This window comes from Tepidimonas sediminis (genome assembly GCF_007556605.1).
GTDB lineage: Bacteria > Pseudomonadota > Gammaproteobacteria > Burkholderiales > Burkholderiaceae_C > Tepidimonas > Tepidimonas sediminis.
Window position 1 is genome coordinate 1 of sequence record NZ_VJND01000014.1, and the last position, 14,971, is coordinate 14,971.

At 74.2% G+C, this 14,971-nt stretch carries 13 protein-coding genes and 1 tRNA gene; 5 read left to right on the forward strand and 9 right to left on the reverse strand.

The annotated features are described in order from the left end of the window. Positions 1 to 1,151, reverse strand: a 1,151-nt coding sequence (locus Tsedi_RS10245; protein WP_281280132.1) for a malic enzyme-like NAD(P)-binding protein, incomplete at its 3' end; no start/stop codon positions are given. 115 nt (positions 1,152 to 1,266) lie between these two features. Here Tsedi_RS10245 and Tsedi_RS10250 point away from each other — a divergent pair. From Tsedi_RS10250 to Tsedi_RS10265, 4 genes are all read left to right on the forward strand, one after another. After that, positions 1,267 to 1,656, forward strand: a complete 390-nt coding sequence (locus tag Tsedi_RS10250; protein WP_185970649.1) for a DUF2946 family protein — start codon at positions 1,267 to 1,269, stop codon at positions 1,654 to 1,656. 105 nt (positions 1,657 to 1,761) lie between these two features. Further along, positions 1,762 to 2,394 carry an SCO family protein gene (locus Tsedi_RS10255; RefSeq protein WP_143896287.1) on the forward strand — a complete coding sequence of 211 codons (633 nt, stop codon included), beginning with the start codon at positions 1,762 to 1,764 and terminating at the stop codon, positions 2,392 to 2,394. Between the two features lie 43 nt (positions 2,395 to 2,437). After that, on the forward strand, positions 2,438 to 2,932 hold the full coding sequence (locus tag Tsedi_RS10260) for a copper chaperone PCu(A)C (RefSeq protein WP_143896289.1): 495 nt from the start codon (positions 2,438 to 2,440) through the stop codon (positions 2,930 to 2,932). Further along, positions 2,913 to 3,536, forward strand: coding sequence for a hypothetical protein (locus tag Tsedi_RS10265; protein WP_143896291.1), 624 nt, complete (start codon positions 2,913 to 2,915; stop codon positions 3,534 to 3,536). Before Tsedi_RS10260 ends, Tsedi_RS10265 begins: the two co-directional genes overlap by 20 nt. Before the next feature lie 15 nt (positions 3,537 to 3,551). Here the strand turns inward: Tsedi_RS10265 and Tsedi_RS10270 are convergent, their stop codons facing one another. Next, positions 3,552 to 4,670, reverse strand: a complete 1,119-nt coding sequence (locus Tsedi_RS10270; RefSeq protein WP_143896293.1) for an ABC transporter ATP-binding protein — start codon at positions 4,668 to 4,670, stop codon at positions 3,552 to 3,554. A 16-nt stretch (positions 4,671 to 4,686) separates the two neighbouring features. On the opposite strand from Tsedi_RS10270, the gene Tsedi_RS10275 reads away from it, so the two are divergent. Then, positions 4,687 to 6,393, forward strand: coding sequence for an ABC transporter permease (locus Tsedi_RS10275; protein WP_246099256.1), 1,707 nt, complete (start codon positions 4,687 to 4,689; stop codon positions 6,391 to 6,393). Between the two features lie 21 nt (positions 6,394 to 6,414). Here Tsedi_RS10275 and Tsedi_RS10280 read toward each other — a convergent pair. The 7 genes from Tsedi_RS10280 to Tsedi_RS10310 form a co-directional block, all read right to left on the reverse strand. Beyond that, positions 6,415 to 6,489: transfer RNA gene (locus tag Tsedi_RS10280), tRNA-Arg, on the reverse strand. A gap of 31 nt (positions 6,490 to 6,520) precedes the next feature. Continuing rightward, the gene (locus Tsedi_RS10285; protein ID WP_143896297.1) at positions 6,521 to 10,222 is read right to left on the reverse strand and encodes a translocation/assembly module TamB domain-containing protein; all 3,702 of its coding nucleotides are present in this window, start codon (positions 10,220 to 10,222) and stop codon (positions 6,521 to 6,523) included. An 18-nt stretch (positions 10,223 to 10,240) separates the two neighbouring features. Beyond that, entirely contained in the window at positions 10,241 to 12,043 is a 1,803-nt protein-coding gene (locus Tsedi_RS10290) for an autotransporter assembly complex protein TamA (RefSeq protein WP_143896299.1), read from the reverse strand. Next, a complete protein-coding gene (locus tag Tsedi_RS10295; protein ID WP_143896301.1) occupies positions 12,040 to 13,227 on the reverse strand; it encodes a vWA domain-containing protein in 1,188 nt (395 codons plus the stop codon). Before Tsedi_RS10295 ends, Tsedi_RS10290 begins: the two co-directional genes overlap by 4 nt. After that, positions 13,221 to 13,661, reverse strand: coding sequence for a PIN domain-containing protein (locus Tsedi_RS10300; RefSeq protein ID WP_143896303.1), 441 nt, complete (start codon positions 13,659 to 13,661; stop codon positions 13,221 to 13,223). The genes Tsedi_RS10295 and Tsedi_RS10300 overlap by 7 nt, the downstream gene beginning before the upstream one ends. Further along, positions 13,658 to 13,933, reverse strand: a complete 276-nt coding sequence (locus Tsedi_RS10305) for an antitoxin (protein ID WP_143896305.1) — start codon at positions 13,931 to 13,933, stop codon at positions 13,658 to 13,660. Before Tsedi_RS10305 ends, Tsedi_RS10300 begins: the two co-directional genes overlap by 4 nt. A gap of 67 nt (positions 13,934 to 14,000) precedes the next feature. Next, positions 14,001 to 14,843 (reverse strand): AAA family ATPase, encoded by an 843-nt coding sequence (locus Tsedi_RS10310; protein ID WP_143896307.1) that lies wholly within the window; start codon positions 14,841 to 14,843, stop codon positions 14,001 to 14,003. Positions 14,844 to 14,971 lie beyond the last annotated feature (128 nt).

Here is a 14,971-nt window from a genome sequence, read left to right on the forward strand (position 1 = left end):
TAATCGGGGCCGAACTGCAGCTCCTGCCCGGCGTAGGCGGCGGCCACCTCGTCGCTGATCTCGGCCTTGGCCAGCTGCGCGATCTCGCGCACGCAGGCCAGCTTCATCGCCTCGGTGATGCGGGTGGCGCCGCAATCGAGCGCGCCGCGGAAGATGTAGGGGAAACACAGGACGTTGTTGACCTGGTTGGGGTAGTCGCTGCGTCCGGTGGCGATGATGCAGTCGGGGCGCGCGGCCTTGGCCACCTCCGGGCGGATCTCCGGCTCGGGGTTGGCCAGCGCCAGGATGATCGGGCGCTCGGCCATCGTCTTGACCATCTCGGCGCTCAGCACCCCGGCGGTGGAGCAGCCAAGGAACACGTCGGCGCTGCGCACCGCGTCCGCCAGCGTGCGCGCGTCGGTGGCGCGGCAGTAGCGTTGCTTCGATTCGTCCAGCCGCCCGGCCAGGGCGTCCTCGCGCTGCGTGTGGATGACGCCCCTGGAATCGCAGACGGTGATGAGCTCGGGCCGCGCGCCCAGCGCGACGAACAGATCCAGCACGGCGATGGCGGCGGCGCCGGCGCCGCTGACGGCGATGCGCACCTCGCCGATCTGCTTGCCGACCAGCTCCAGCGCGTTGATCAGCGCCGCCGAGGCGATGATCGCGGTGCCGTGCTGGTCGTCGTGGAACACCGGGATGTGGAGCCGCTCGCGCAGCTTGCGCTCGACGATGAAGCACTCCGGCGCCTTGATGTCCTCCAGGTTGATGCCGCCCAGCGTCGGCTCCAGCGCGGCGATGATCTCGACCAGCTTGTCCGGATCCTTCTCGTTGAGCTCGATGTCGAAGACGTCGATGCCGGCGAACTTCTTGAACAGGCAGCCCTTGCCCTCCATCACCGGCTTGCCGGCCAGCGGGCCGATGTCGCCCAGGCCCAGCACCGCGGTGCCGTTGGTGATGACCCCGACCAGGTTGCCGCGGCTGGTGTACTCGGCGGCCTTGCGCGGGTCGGCGGCGATCTCCAGGCACGGGTAGGCCACGCCGGGCGAGTAGGCCAGGCTGAGGTCGCGCTGGTTGGACAGCGCCTTGGTTGGCGTGACGGACACCTTGCCGCGGGTGGGGCTGCGGTGGTATTCGAGCGCGGCGTCGCGCAGGGCTTGTTCGGCGGGGGTCATGGAGGTGGGCGTGCAGGAAACGAATGAAGTGACACCGGGCCTGCCGCATGGCGGCAGGCCGATGCGACTAGTGTAGCGAGCGCACGCCGCGGCCGTGCTGACTACAATGTCAACAGTGAACGCCATCGTCCGTCACCGCCGTTGGCCGCTTGCGCTGGCCCTGCTGGCGCTGCTGTGGGCTGCGCTGGCGCCCACGCTTGCCCAAGCGTGGGCTGTCGGCGTGCGCGCCGGCGAGCGCGTGCAGATCTGCACCAGCACCGGCATGGCGTGGGTGACGCTGGAAGCGGCCGGCGACGCCGCCTCGGACGATGCTGGCGCCGCCGCGATGGCGTGCGACTGGTGCCTGCTGCACGGCGGGCCGGGGCTGCCCCCCGCCGAACCCCTTGTCGGTCTGCCGCCTGCCGCGGATCCGTCGGCTTGCGTCGCCCACACGACCCGCGCGGTCGCTCCGCCCCAGGCATGGTGGCGGCCGCAGCCGCACGCGCCTCCGCTGCCGTTCGCCTGACATCGCGCCGTTTGCGGACCCCCTGGGTCCGAGGCGGCGCAGTCGCCGTGGCCGCCCGTTGACGGGTGCGCCACTCCCGTGGCACGACGCAGGAGGCTCGTTTCCATGAACCCCGATCGCCTCGCCGCGGCGCCCCGGCGCCGCTGGCTGGCGCTGGCCGCCGCCGCGCTGGCGGCCGCGGCCACCCCGTGGCTGGCCGGCTGCGAGCGCAGCGCTGAGCGCCCCGCGCTGCGCGGCATCGACGTCACCGGCGCGCCGTACGGCCGCACGCTCGCGCTGACCGACCAGCATGGCCTGCGCCGCACGCTCGAGGACTTCCGCGGCAAGGTGGTGATGCTGTACTTCGGCTTCGTGCAGTGCCCGGACGTCTGTCCGACGGCGCTGGCGCGTGCGGTGGAGGTGATGCAGCGCCTGGGGCCCGATGCCGGGCGCGTGCAGCTGCTGTTCGTCACCGTCGACCCGGAGCGCGACACGCCCGCGCTGCTGCGCGACTACCTGGCGGCGTTTCACCCGTCCTTCCTCGGGCTGACCGGCACGCCGGAGGAGATCGCCGCCGCCGCGCGCGAGTTCAAGGTGTACTACGCCAAGGTGCCCACCGGCAGCGGCTACACCATGGACCATTCGGCGCAGACCTACCTGATCGACGCGCACGGCCGTCTGCGCATCGTGCTCAAGCACGAGCAGAGCGCCGACGACTACGCGCACGACATCGCGTGGCTGCTGCGCGAGGGCGCCTGACGGCCGCCCGTTCCGTTTTCAACCCCCGAAAGGAGATCCGACCATGACCCGCAATCTGATCCGCAGCGCCGCCGCCGGCGCCCTGTTGGCCCTCACCGCCGCCGCCTGGGCGCAGACCGTCACGATCGACGAGCCCTGGGTGCGCGGCACCGTCGCGCAGCAGAAGGCCACCGGCGCTTTCATGCGCCTGACCGCCCCGGAAAACATGCGCCTGGTGGCCGGCGAATCGCCCGTGGCCGGTGTCGTCGAGATCCACGAGATGGCGATGGACGGCGACGTGATGCGCATGCGCGCCATCCCGGGCCTGGCGCTGCCCGCCGGCCGACCGGTGGAGCTCAAGCCCGGCGGTTACCACGTGATGCTGATGGACCTCAAGCGCCCGCTGGCCGGCGGCGAGACCGTGCCGCTCACGCTGGTGTTCGAGAACGCCGCCGGCCAGCGCGTGCGCCAGGAGGTGCAGGCCAAGGTGATGGCGCTGGGCGCGCAGGGCGGCGGCGCCATGGGAGGGCATGGCCATCATGGCGCCCACAAGCACTGAGCCGGCCCGCCAGGCTGCCCCATTCGCCGGGGTGGACGGGTTGCCGCGGCACGGGGACGCGATCACGCTGGCGCCGCAGCAGCGCCTGTTCGACGCCGGCGGCGGTGGTGGGCCATGGCGCCTGCTGCGCGGGTTGATGCGGCTGGACCGCATCGGCCGTGATGGGCCGCTGCTGGTGATGCTGGCCGAGCCGGGCGACTGGGTCGGGATCGACGCGCTGGCCGGGCAGCCGCACGGCTGGCGCGCCAGCGCCATCACCCCGGTGGTGCTGCAGGGCCCCCTGCCGCCGGCCGATGCGACGCAGCGCGCCGCCTGGCTGACCGAGGCGCTGCTGCAGCTGCCCGAGCGCGCGCATGCGATGGCGCTGCTGCGCACCGGCTCGGTGCGCCAGCGGCTGGCGATGCTGCTGCGCCTGCTGGCGCGGCCGGACGTGCTCGGCGAGGCTGACGACCCCGTGGAACTGCGCCGCCGGCTGCCGCCGCTGCGCGTGCTGGCCGAGCTGGTCGACGCCAAGCATGAGACGGTGTGCCGGGTGCTGGCCGAGCTGCTGCCGCGCCCGACCACCCTGCCACGCGGGATGGGCTTGCAGGCCGCGGCGGCCTAGGCACTGCCAACCGGCTCAGACGGTGGCGTGCTGCAGCGCCACCGCCGGCGCCGGCGGCGAGGCCGCCCCGGCGCCGCGCGCGAACGTGACCACGTGGTCCACCGCGGCGCGGATGCCGATCCATTCCCCGATCGCGTGGTCGTGGTGCGACGGCACGTGGACCTGCAGCAGCTGCCCGTCGGCGAGCCGCACGGTGTAGAGGAAAGCCGCGCCGCGGAAGGCCTTGCGCACGATCTCGGCGCGAAACGGCGAGGCGTCGTCGTGCACCACGTCGTCGGCGCGCAGCAGCACCTCGCACAGGCCGTCGGGGAAGGCACTGGGCAGCGGGCACTCGGCCATGTCCTCCAGCTCGCCCAACGGCGTCTGCACCACCACCCGTCCGGCGCGCGCGACGATGCGCGCCGGCGCGAACACCCCGTGGCCGATGAACTCGGCGACGAAGCGGGTGGCCGGCCGGTGGTAGAGCGTGTAGGCGTCGTCCCACTGGTGCAGGTGCCCGTCGTGCATGACGCCGATGACGTCGCCCAGCGCGAACGCCTCCAGCTGGTCGTGCGTGACGAACAGCGCGGTGATGCCGGCCGCCTTCAGGATCGTGCGCAGCTCCTGCGCCAGCCGCTCGCGCAGGTCGACGTCGAGGTTGGAGAACGGCTCGTCCAGCAGCAGCAGGCGCGGCTGCGGCGCCAGCGCGCGCGCCAGCGCCACGCGCTGCTGCTGGCCGCCCGACAGCTCGTGCGGATAGCGCCGCTCGTAGCCCTCCAGGCCCACCAGCGCCAGCACCTCGGCCACGCGCGCCAGGCGCTGCGGCCGCGGCAGCCCGTGCAGGCCGAAGGCGACGTTGTCCGCCACGCTCAGGTGCGGAAACAGCGCGTAGTCCTGGAACACCATGCCGATGCGGCGCCGCTCCGGCGCCACGTGCACGCCGGGGGCGGCCACGGTCTGACCGTCCAGGGTCAGCCGGCCTTCGTCGAGTCGCTCCAGTCCCGCGATGGCGCGCAGCAGCGTCGTTTTGCCGCAGCCGGAGGGGCCGATCAGCACGCCGATGGCACCGGCCGCCAGCGCCAGCGTGACGCCATCCAGCGCCGGCCGCGCGGCGCCGGGGTAGCGCAGGCGTGCCTGGTCGAGCGTGAGGAACATGGCGTCATTGTAGATAATGAGCATTCTCATTCTCACGGCGCTGACCATGGCCCTTGCAAACGCATCTCCCACGGCGCCGGCGGCGCCGCGAACCGCCGCCCCGTGGCGGCGCTGGCTGGCGCAGGCGGGGCTGCTGGGCCTGGCCGGGGTGCTGGCGCTGCCGGTGCTGGCGCTGCTGGCCGCGGCGCTGGGCTGGAACGCGGCGTCGTGGGAGGCACTGCGCGCGATGGCCGCCACCACGCTGCCGGGCTACGCGCTGACCAGCGTGGCGCTGTGCCTGGGGGTGGGGGTGGCGGTGGCGCTGGTCGGCACGGCCACGGCGCTGGCGGTGACGGTGTTCGACTTTCCGGGGCGGCGCAGCGCCGAGTGGCTGCTGCTGCTGCCGCTGGCGATGCCGGCTTACGTCACGGCTTATGCCTACACCGACTTCCTGCAGTTTTCCGGGCCGGCGCAGACGTGGCTGCGCGATACCTTCGGGCTGCAGGGGCGCGTGCTGCCCGAGATCCGCTCCGCCTGGGGGGCGGCGTGGGTGTTCACGTTCACGCTGTATCCGTACGTCTACCTGCTGGCGCGCACCGCGTTGAGCGAGCGCGCGGCGGCGCTGCTGGAGGCGGCGCGGCTGCTCGGAGCGCCGCTGGGGCGGCGGCTGCGCCGCGTGGCGCTGCCGATGGCGCGGCCGGCCATCGCCGCCGGGGTGGCGCTGGCGCTGATGGAGACGCTGGCCGACTACGGCGTGGTCAGCTACTTCGGCGTGCCGACCTTCACCGCCGGCGTCTTCAAGGCATGGCTGGTGCTGGACGACCGCGTGGCCGCGGCCCAGCTGGCCGGGCTGCTGCTCGGTTTCGTGGCGTTGCTGCTGGCGCTGGAGCGGCGTGCGCAGCGGCGGCTGCGTTTCGCCACGCAGCGGCCGGGCCGCGGCGGGGTGGAGGCGCGGCCGGTGCGCCTGCGCGGTGCGGCGGTGGCCGCGGCGTGGGCGGTGTGCGGGTTGCCGGTGCTGCTGGGCTTCGTGCTGCCGGTGCTGTTCATGCTGCGGCCGCTGCTGGACGGCTGGGACGTGCTGCCGTGGCGGGCCTTTGGCGCCTGGGCGCGCAACAGCCTGGCGCTGGCGGCGGCGGCGGCGCTGTTGGCCACGCTGGCCGCGCTGCTGCTCGGCCATGCCGCGCGGCGGCTGCCCACGCCGGCGGTCCGCCTGGCGGTGCGCACGGTGGGGCTGGGCTACGCGGTGCCGGGGGCGGTGGTGGTGGTCGGGCTGCTGCTGCCGGTGGGCTGGCTGCAGGCCCGCGCCCCCGAGGCGCCGCTGGCCGGCTGGGTCACCGCCACCGTGCTCGGCCTGCTCTGGGCCTACCTGGTGCGCTTCACGGCGGTGGCGCTGCAGTCGGTGGAAAGCGGCTACAGCCGCCTGCCGCGCAGCTTCGACGAGGCCGCCCGCACGCTCGGTCACGGGGCATGGTCGCTGTGGCGCCGGGTGCACTGGCCGCTGCTGAGGCGCTCGACGCTGGCCGCCGGGTTGCTGGTGTTCGTCGACGTCATGAAGGAGCTGCCGGCCACGCTGGTGCTGCGCCCGTTCGACATGGACACGCTGGCGGTGATGGCGCACCAGATGGCCCGCGACGAGCGCCTGGGCGAGGCGGCGCTGCCGGCGCTGGCGCTGGTGCTGGTGGGGCTGGTGCCGGTGCTGCTGCTCAGCCGCGCGATGCGCCGCGGCGACCCCCACGCCTGCTGAGGCGCGTTCCGGGCCGCTGGCTGGTCCCCCCGCCAGGAATCGAACCTGGATTTGCCGCTTAGGAGGCGGCCGTTCTATCCATTGAACTACGGCGGGCAGCGGGCGCCGATTGTACCCAGCGCCGTCGTCAGTCGTAGCGGCGCCGGTACAGCAGCTCCAGCGCACGGTCGTCGCCGGCGCGGCCGCGCAGCGTCAGGAAGCGCGAGACGTCGTACAGCACGGACACGGTGCCCACCAGGCCGCTGAGGCTGCGCTCGTAGCCGAGGTAGAGCCGGTTGGACAGGCGCTTGCCCAGGCTGATGCTGGCGGCGCGCACGCTGCCGTCGGGCTGGGTGCCGCCGGCGTCGACGCCGAGCTCGTCCAGCCCCAGCGTCGCCGGCAGCGCCGGCCGGCCGCCGCGGCTCTGCTCCAGCAGGGCCAGCGCCGCGCGCTGCAGGATGGCGGCCTCCGCCCCGGCGCCGGCCAGCGGCCGGCCCAGCACCAGCCAGGCCAGGATGTCGGTGTCGGGCAGGGCGGGCTCGGCCACCAGGCGCACGCGGGGCGCCTGCGCACTGCCGTCCACCTGCACCCCCACCGTCTGGCCGCTGAAGCGGCGCACCGCCCGCACGTCGAGCGCCGGATCGTCCAGCGCGCCGCCGAAGCGCAAGCGACCGTGCTCGATCTCCAGCGTCTGGCCCCAGGCCTGGTAGCGCCCGCGCACCGTCTGGACCTCGCCGTCCAGCCGCGCCGGCTGGCGGCCCTCCTGGCGCCATTGCAGCGTGCCGCGCAGGCCGGCGTCCAGTCCGCGCCCCTCCAGCCGGGTGTCCTCGCCGAGGTCGAGCGCGATGTCCGCACGGCCGTCCCATCCGGCCGGCCACGGGCTGCGCACCGCCTCCTTCGGAGCGGGCTGGCCGCGCACGACGACATCGTCATCCAGCCGCGGCGCATCCGCGGGGGGCAGACGCAGGCGCGCACGGTCCGCCACCAGGCGCCCGCTCAGCGCCAGCCGGCGCTCGGCCGCCTGCACGCCCAGCTGTCCGGACAGCTGCAGCTGGCGGTCGGCGCGCGCCAGGGCCACCCAGCGCCGCGCCTGCAGCGTCAGGTCGGCCCGCGCGCGCCCGACGCCGTCCTGCCAGCCGATCCGGCCACGGATCTCCAGACCCCCATCGGGCGGGCCGCCGGTGTTGGGCAGGCGCAGCGCGAGCAGCTCCAGAGCCGTGCCGTCGAAGCGGGCGTGCAGGGTGCCGTCGCGCCAGTCGATGCCGTCGGCCAGACTCGCCAGACGCAGGCCGTCACCCTCCAGTTCGCCGTCCACGGCGGGCTGCGCCCATGTGCCGTGCAGGCGTCCGCGACCCTGCAACCGACCCTCGACGCGCCAGCCGGGAGGCAGCCACGGCCCGAACAGGCTCAGCGGCGGGGCGTGCAGCGCCCAGTGGCCCAGCAGCGGCGTTGTGGGGGGCAGCGGCCAGGCCTGCGGCGGCTGCACCTGCAGCGCGCCGTCGAAACGGCCGGCCCGCTCGCTGTCCCAGGCCAGCTGCGCCTGCCAGCGCCGGCCGTCCCAATCCAGGCTCAGGTCGGCCGCGCGCAGGCCGGCGGCCAGGCGTGGGCCCTGCGGACCGTCCGGCTGCAGCAGCACGTCGCCGGCGGTGCGCCGCAGCCCGGCGCGCAGCGCGTGCGGCGCCAGCGGCGCGCGCTCATCGACGTCCAGCCGCCACGCCAGCCGCAGCGCCAGTTCGGCGGAGGGCTGCAGCGGCGCATCGGCCGGCACCGGCCGCCCCCACCAGGCAAGCCACGCCGGCAGTGCCGCCAGGGCCGCCTCACCCTCGGCCAGCCAGCGGCCGTCGCCGTGGCGCTGCAGGGCGTGCCACGCCAGGCGCGCCGGCGGCGGCGCTGCCGGGTGCACCGGCTGCAGGCGCAGCGCCGACGGCGCCACCTGCAGCGCCTCGGCGCTCCAGGCCAGGGGGGTCGGCTCCAGCGTCAGGCGCGCGCGGCGGCCGCCGAATTCGACGATGGCGTCGACCTCGGCGTGGGCCCGGCGCGCCTCGCCGGTCAGCGTCAGCCAGGCGTCGTGAACCGCCCAGCCGGGGTCCGGGCCGGCCGGCGGTCGCAGCGACGCCAGGGCGAGATGGAGTTGCCAGGGGCTGGCCTGCGGATCGCGGCCGGGCAGCCGCGGCCCCCACTGCAGGCGCAGGCTGGCCCGTCCGCGCCAGCCCTCGGCGATGCGCAGTGCCGCGGTGCCGCTGCCGCCCGCGTCCGCCTGCGGCCACAGCGCGAGCCAGCGCCGTGCGCTGGCTTGCGCGCGCGCCACGTCCTCCAGCTCCAGCCGCAGCGTGCCGCCGGCGCTGCGGTTCGCCTGGCCGGCGCCCAGCGGCAGCTCGCCGTCCAGCTCGGCCTGCAGACCGTCTCCCAGCAGTCGCAACGCCGTCACGCTCAGCTGCGCGCCGGCCCAGTGCGCCGCGGCCTGCAGCCGCATCACGCCGTCGTCCACGCGCAGCGTGACCGTGCGCTGCGCCGCCACGGCGCCGGCCGCCAGCGTGAGGTCGGCCTGCACGGGCGTGGCCGGGGCGGTGCTCCAGAGCTGGCGGGGGGCGAGATCGCGCACCGTCAGCACGAGTGTCAGCGGCTGCACCGGCAGCCGGCCCCAAGGCGAGGGTTGCGGCGCCAGCTGCAGCGCCCCGCGCGCCTGCAGCCGGCCCGGCCCGATGCCGGCGCTCAGCTCCTCGACCTCGAGCCGCTGTCCCTGCAGCCGTGCCTGCGCCCGCAGCGTCGTCAGCGGCAGCCCGCCGCGGTCCCAGGCGGCGGGTCGGTCGTTGCGCAGCTGCGCGCTGACCGTCCAGCCATCCTCGCCTTCCGGGGTCCAGCGCAGTTCACCGTGCAGCCGCGTGCGCGGCGCATGCGGCCACAGCAACGCCAGATCCAGCGTGCGCACCTGCGCCGTGGCCGCGCGCACCGGCTGCGGCGCCCACGGCCGCAGGCTGGCGTGCACGGTGGCGTGGCCCGGCCCCCGGTCGGCTTGCTGTACTTCGCCATGCAGCTGCAGCGTGGCGGTCTGGCCAGCCAGCGGCCCGTCCAGCCGCGCCTGCAGCGTCCATCGCTGGCGCGGGGCGTCGCGCGGGGTGACCTCGGCGTGTGCCTCGGCCCGCAGCTCGAGCGTCTGCGCGCCGGCCGCCTGCAGCGCCAGCGTGCCTTGCAGATGCGCGGTCAAGTGCCCCTGCGGGCCCACGGCCCGCAGCGTGGCCGCATGCAGGATCAGCCGGTGGGCCGGCGGTGCCGACGGGTTCTCGTCCGCCGTCGGGCCGTAGCGGAAGTCGGCGGCCACGTCGCCGAGCCACCAGCCGGGCGCGATGTGCACTTCACCGGCGTGCAGCGGCGTCTCCAGCGCGTGCAGCCACGGCAGGCGCAGGTCGGCCGGCGGCGGTGTGCGCGGCGCCGGCGGGCGCCGGTCGTCCACCGTCACGCGCTCCGCGCGCAGCTCGGCCAGCGCCAGCCGGCGCTGGCGCCACAGCCGTGCCCACAGGTCGTCGGCCCAGCGCCACGACAGGCCCTCCAGCGTGACGGTGAGGCCGTCCTGCTGCCACTGCAGCCGCTCGATGCGGCCGTCGCGCAGCAGGGCGCCGCGCACCCCATGCCATTGCACGTCGGCGGTGCGGTTCAACCACGGCTGCCCCCAGCGCAGCACCTGTGCCAGCGAACCCTCGCGCAGGCCCCACAGCAACAGGGCCAGCAGCGCGGCGGCGAGCAGCCCGGGCAGCAAGGCCAGCAGCGGCAGCACCCGCCCGCGCAGCGCGCGCCGGCGGTGCGACGCCGGCACCGCCGTGCGGGTGCCGTGGACGTCGCCGGCCGTCTCCATGTCGACACCCCCTGTCCGTCAGAACGCGAAACCCACCGAGACGTGCAGCCGCCAGCGGCGCTCCTGCACGCCGTAGGCGAGGTCGGCGCGCAGCGGCCCCACCGGCGAGCGGTGGCGCACGCCGGCCCCCACACCCCACGCCGGCCGCAGCGCCGCCCAGCGGTCGGCCACCGCCGCGGTGTCGGCAAACAGCGCCAGCTCCCACGGCCCCGGGGCGCCGCCGTCCAGGGGACGCTGCCATTCCAGGCTGGCGCGCAGCAGCATCCGCCCGGGTTGCACGCCTCCTCCCGTCTGCACCACGCCGAGGCTGGCCGGGGCGTAGCCGCGCACGCTGCCCTCGCCGCCGGCCAGGAAGCGCTGGCCGGCCGGCACGGTGGTGCCCGCGCTGGCCCACACCGCCCCCGCTTCCGCCGCGCCGACCAGGCGGCCCTGACGCGGCGGCAGCGCCCACACCTGGGCGGTGCGCAGGCGCGCGCGCAGGTAGGGGTGGCGTTCGGCGCCCAGCGTCGTGCCCAGTGACACCTCGGCGGCCAGGCCATGGCCGGCCTCCGGGTCGTCCAGCGGATGGAAGTCGCGCCGCGTCCAGGCCAGGCCGGCGCTGAGGCTGCGCGCCCGCGTCGCCGGGCCGCCGGATTCCTGCTCGCGCGAGCCGTCCCACTGCACGAACAGGCCGCGCTGCAGACGCAGGCCGGGCTGCTCGCGCTGCAGGCGCAGCTGCCGGGTGAGGGTGCGCACCGGTCCGTCCGCCCGCCAGCCCAGCTCGGCGCCGCCGCGCCAGTGCCAGCCGCCGGCGTCGAGCAGCCCGGTCCAGTCGCTGCCCAGCGCGCGCTGCCCGCCCGACCACAGCAGCGTGGTGCGCGCCATCGCATCCAGCGCCGGCACGCGCAGGTGGGTGTGCTGCAGCGTCAGGCGCGCGCCCCGATCCGTGGTGGCGCCCAGGGCTGCGCTGAGCTGCTGGCGCGGTGCCTCGCGCACCTGCAGCCGCACCGGGTGCGCCTCCGGCGGCCCGTCCTCCTCCAGGCGTGCGAAGGCGGCGTCGTAGTGAGGCGTGGTCGCCAGATGCCGCTGCACGTCCTGCAGCACCTGCTCGTCGTGCACCACCCCCACGCGCAGGCCGGCCAGCCGTGCCAGCCGCTCGGCCTGGGTGGCAGGATAGCGCTGGGCGCCCTCCACGATCACCGGACCGAGCCGCACCAGCGGCCCGCTGTCCAGCTCGACATGCAGGTGCGCCGTGGCGCTGACCGGGTCGATGTCGGCCAGGCTGTGGGTGATGGCGGCGTGCGGGTAGCCGTGCCGGCGCAGCGCCGCCAGCACGGCGCGCTTGGCGTCGTCCCAGGCGCCTTGCGTGAAGGCGTGTCCCGGCGGCAGGGGCCAGACGGCCTGCAGCGCGCGGTGGCGCTCGGGGTCGGCTCCCGCCGGCCCATGCAGCCGCAGCTGCACCGACGCGACGTGCGTGCGCGGCCCCGGCTCCACGCGCACCGCCAGCCGCGGTGGCTGCGCCTGCGCGTCGAATGTCACGGCCACCTCCGGGCTGAAGTGGCCCGCGGTGGCCAGCAGGCGGCGCGCGTCCTCGGGGACGGCGCTGGCCAGCCGCTGCCATTCCGCGGCCGTCAGACCTTCGACGTCGCGGTAACGCTGCACCTCCAGATGCTGGCGCAGCAGCGCCTCGATCTCCGCCGGCGCCTCCAGGGTCAGCGCCAGGGCCGGGCGCGGCGCGGGGGCGGGAGCGGGAGCGCGGGCAAGCTGGGCGCAGCCGCCCAACGCCACGGCCAGCAGCAGCGCCGCCAGCGCGGCGCGGCGGCCGCCGGCCGGCGGGCTCATTTCGACAGCAGCCGCATCGCCTCCTCCAGCCCCTTGAGCGTCATCGGAAACATGCGGCCCCCGACGAGCTGGCGGATGATGCCGATGCTCTGGCGGTATTCCCACAGGGCCTGCGGCTCGGGGTTGAGCCAGACGTGGTACGGAAAGGCGTGCGTGAGGCGCTGCAGCCATTCGGCGCCCGGCTCCTCGTTGTGGTGCTCGACGCTGCCGCCCGGCTGCAGGATCTCGTACGGGCTCATCGTCGCGTCGCCCACGAGGATGAGCTTGTAGTCCTTGTTGTAGGTGCGGATGAGGTCCCACGTCGGCAGCTTCTCGGCGTAGCGGCGCCGGTTGTTCCTCCACACGTAGTCGTAGACGCAGTTGTGGAAGTAATAGAACTCCAGGTGCTTGAATTCGGCCCGCGCCGCCGAGAAGAGTTCCTCCACGCGCGGGATGTGCTCGTCCATCGTGCCGCCGACATCCATCAGCAGCAGCACCTTCACGCGGTTGTGGCGCTGCGGCACCATCCTGAGGTCGAGCCAGCCGGCGTTGGCTGCGGTGGCGCGGATGGTGTCGGGCAGATCCAGCTCCAGCTCGGCGCCCTCGCGTGCGAAGCGCCGCAGCCGTCGCAGCGCCATCTTGATGTTGCGCGTGCCCAGCTCCTGCGTATCGTCGTAGTCGCGGTAGCTGCGCTGCTCCCACACCTTGACGGCGCTCCTGCCCCCGCCCTTGCCGCCGATGCGGATGCCCTGCGGGTTGTGGCCGCCGTGCCCGAACGGGCTGGTGCCGCCGGTGCCGATCCACTTGCTGCCGCCGGCGTGGCGCTCCTTCTGTTCCTCCAGGCGCTTTCTCAGCTCCTCGAACAGCTCGTCGTAGTCATGGCGCGGGGCGTTGGCCTTCTGCTCGTCGCTCAGCAGCCGCTGCAGCGTCTGGCGCAGCCAGTCGGCGGGGATCTCCCGGGTGAAGTCGGCCAGCGTCTCCACCCCGCGGAAGTAGGCGGCGAAGGCGCGGTCGAACTTGTCGTAATGCCGCTCGTCCTTGACCAGCGTGGTGCGGGCGAGATGGTAGAAGTCCTCGATCGAGCAGGCGTCCTCGCTCAGCGGTCCCACCACGCCGGCCTGCAGCGCCTCCAGCAACGTCAGGTACTCGCGCACCGACACCGGCAGGCCCGCCGCGCGCAGCGTGTAGAAGAAGCCGGTCAGCATGGCGCTGGCTCCTCGGTCGCGGCAGGACCGAGCCAGCTTTCGACCCGCAGGCCGGGCACGCGCCGGAACTCGCCCAGGTTGTGGCTGACCAGCGTCAGATCCTGGGCCAACGCATGCGCTGCCAGCCACAGGTCGTTGCCGCCGATCGGCGTGCCCTGCGCCTGCAGGTGGTGGCGGATGCGGCCGTAGTGCGTGGCAGCCTGTTCCGGCAGCGGCAGGATCGGGATGGCTTGCAGCAGCTTGTCAAGCCGCAGCGCCAGCACGCTCGCGCGCCGGCTTTCGCCCAGACGCTGCAGGCCGAAGCGCAGTTCCCCGACGGTGATCACCGAAACGGCGAGCGCATCCGGCGCGCACGCCATCAGACGCTCGGTGAGCCCGCGGTCATGATCGCGCAGAAAGTAGCTCACCGTGTTGGTGTCCAGCAGCCAGGTCATCGTGGGGCCAGGGTGCCGAGCAGCGCGTCCCAGTCGCGGTCCTGCGGCGCTTCAACGCGCACGTCGGCCAGCGCGGCGTCCCACGCCTGCGCTTCCTCGGGTGGCAGCGGTGGCCAGTCGCCCAGCGCCTCGGCCAGCGTGCGGCGCTTCTCGCGCAGCACCACCTCGTCGCCCCGGCGCAGGATTTCCACCGTCTTGCCCCGGAAGCGGAACGCCTTGGGCAGCCGGACCGCCTGGCTGTTGCCGGACATGAACACCGCGGCTTCGGGCATGGCTGGCTCCTCGTCGGATATACGCGGAGTGTATATGAGAGTGGCGGATCGCACCGGCGCGCCCGAATCAGCGGTTGCGCTGGTTCATGAAGACGAGCTTTTCGAACAGCACCAGGTCCTGCTCGTTCTTCAGCAGCGCGCCCACCAGCGGCGGCACGGCGATCTGGCCCTCGGCGCCGGCCAGCTGCTGCGGCGCGATGTCCTCCGCGGCCAGCAGCTTGAGCCAGTCCAGCAGCTCCGAGGTCGAGGGCCGCTTCTTCAGCCCGGGAAGCTGGCGGATGTCGAAGAACACCTTCAGCGCCGCGGCCACCAGCTCCTCGCGCAGGCCGGGGAAGTGCACCTCGACGATGCGGCGCATCGTCGGCGGGTCGGGAAACCGGATGTAGTGGAAGAAGCAGCGGCGCAGGAAGGCATCGGGCAGCTCCTTCTCGTTGTTGGAAGTGATGAACACCAGCGGCCGGTGGCGCGCGCGGATGGTCTCGCGCGTCTCGTAGCAGTGGAACTCCATGCGGTCGAGCTCGCGCAGCAGGTCGTTGGGAAACTCGATGTCGGCCTTGTCGATCTCGTCGATCAGCAGCGCCACCGGGCGCTCGGCGGCAAACGCCTCCCACAGCACGCCCTTGACGATGTAGTTGCGGATGTCCTTGACGCGGTCATCGCCGAGCTGGCTGTCACGCAGGCGGCTGACCGCGTCGTACTCGTAGAGGCCCTGCTGCGCCTTGGTGGTGGACTTGATGTGCCACTGCAGCAGCGGCATGTCCAGCGCCCGCGCCACCTCCTCGGCCAGCATGGTCTTGCCGGTGCCGGGTTCGCCCTTGAGCAGCAGCGGCCGCTGCAGCCGGATGGCGGCGTTGACGGCCAGCAGCAGATCGGGGGTGGCGACGTAGGTGGCCGAGCCTTCGAAGCGCATGGTGGGGGTTTTCCTGGATGAGGGGTCGGATGGGCCTAGGGAAAATCCTGTCCCGCCGCGGACGCGGGCGGAGACGGAGCCGGGGTAGGCAGTCTATATAATCGGTTGTTGATTTTTGTCAAACCTTC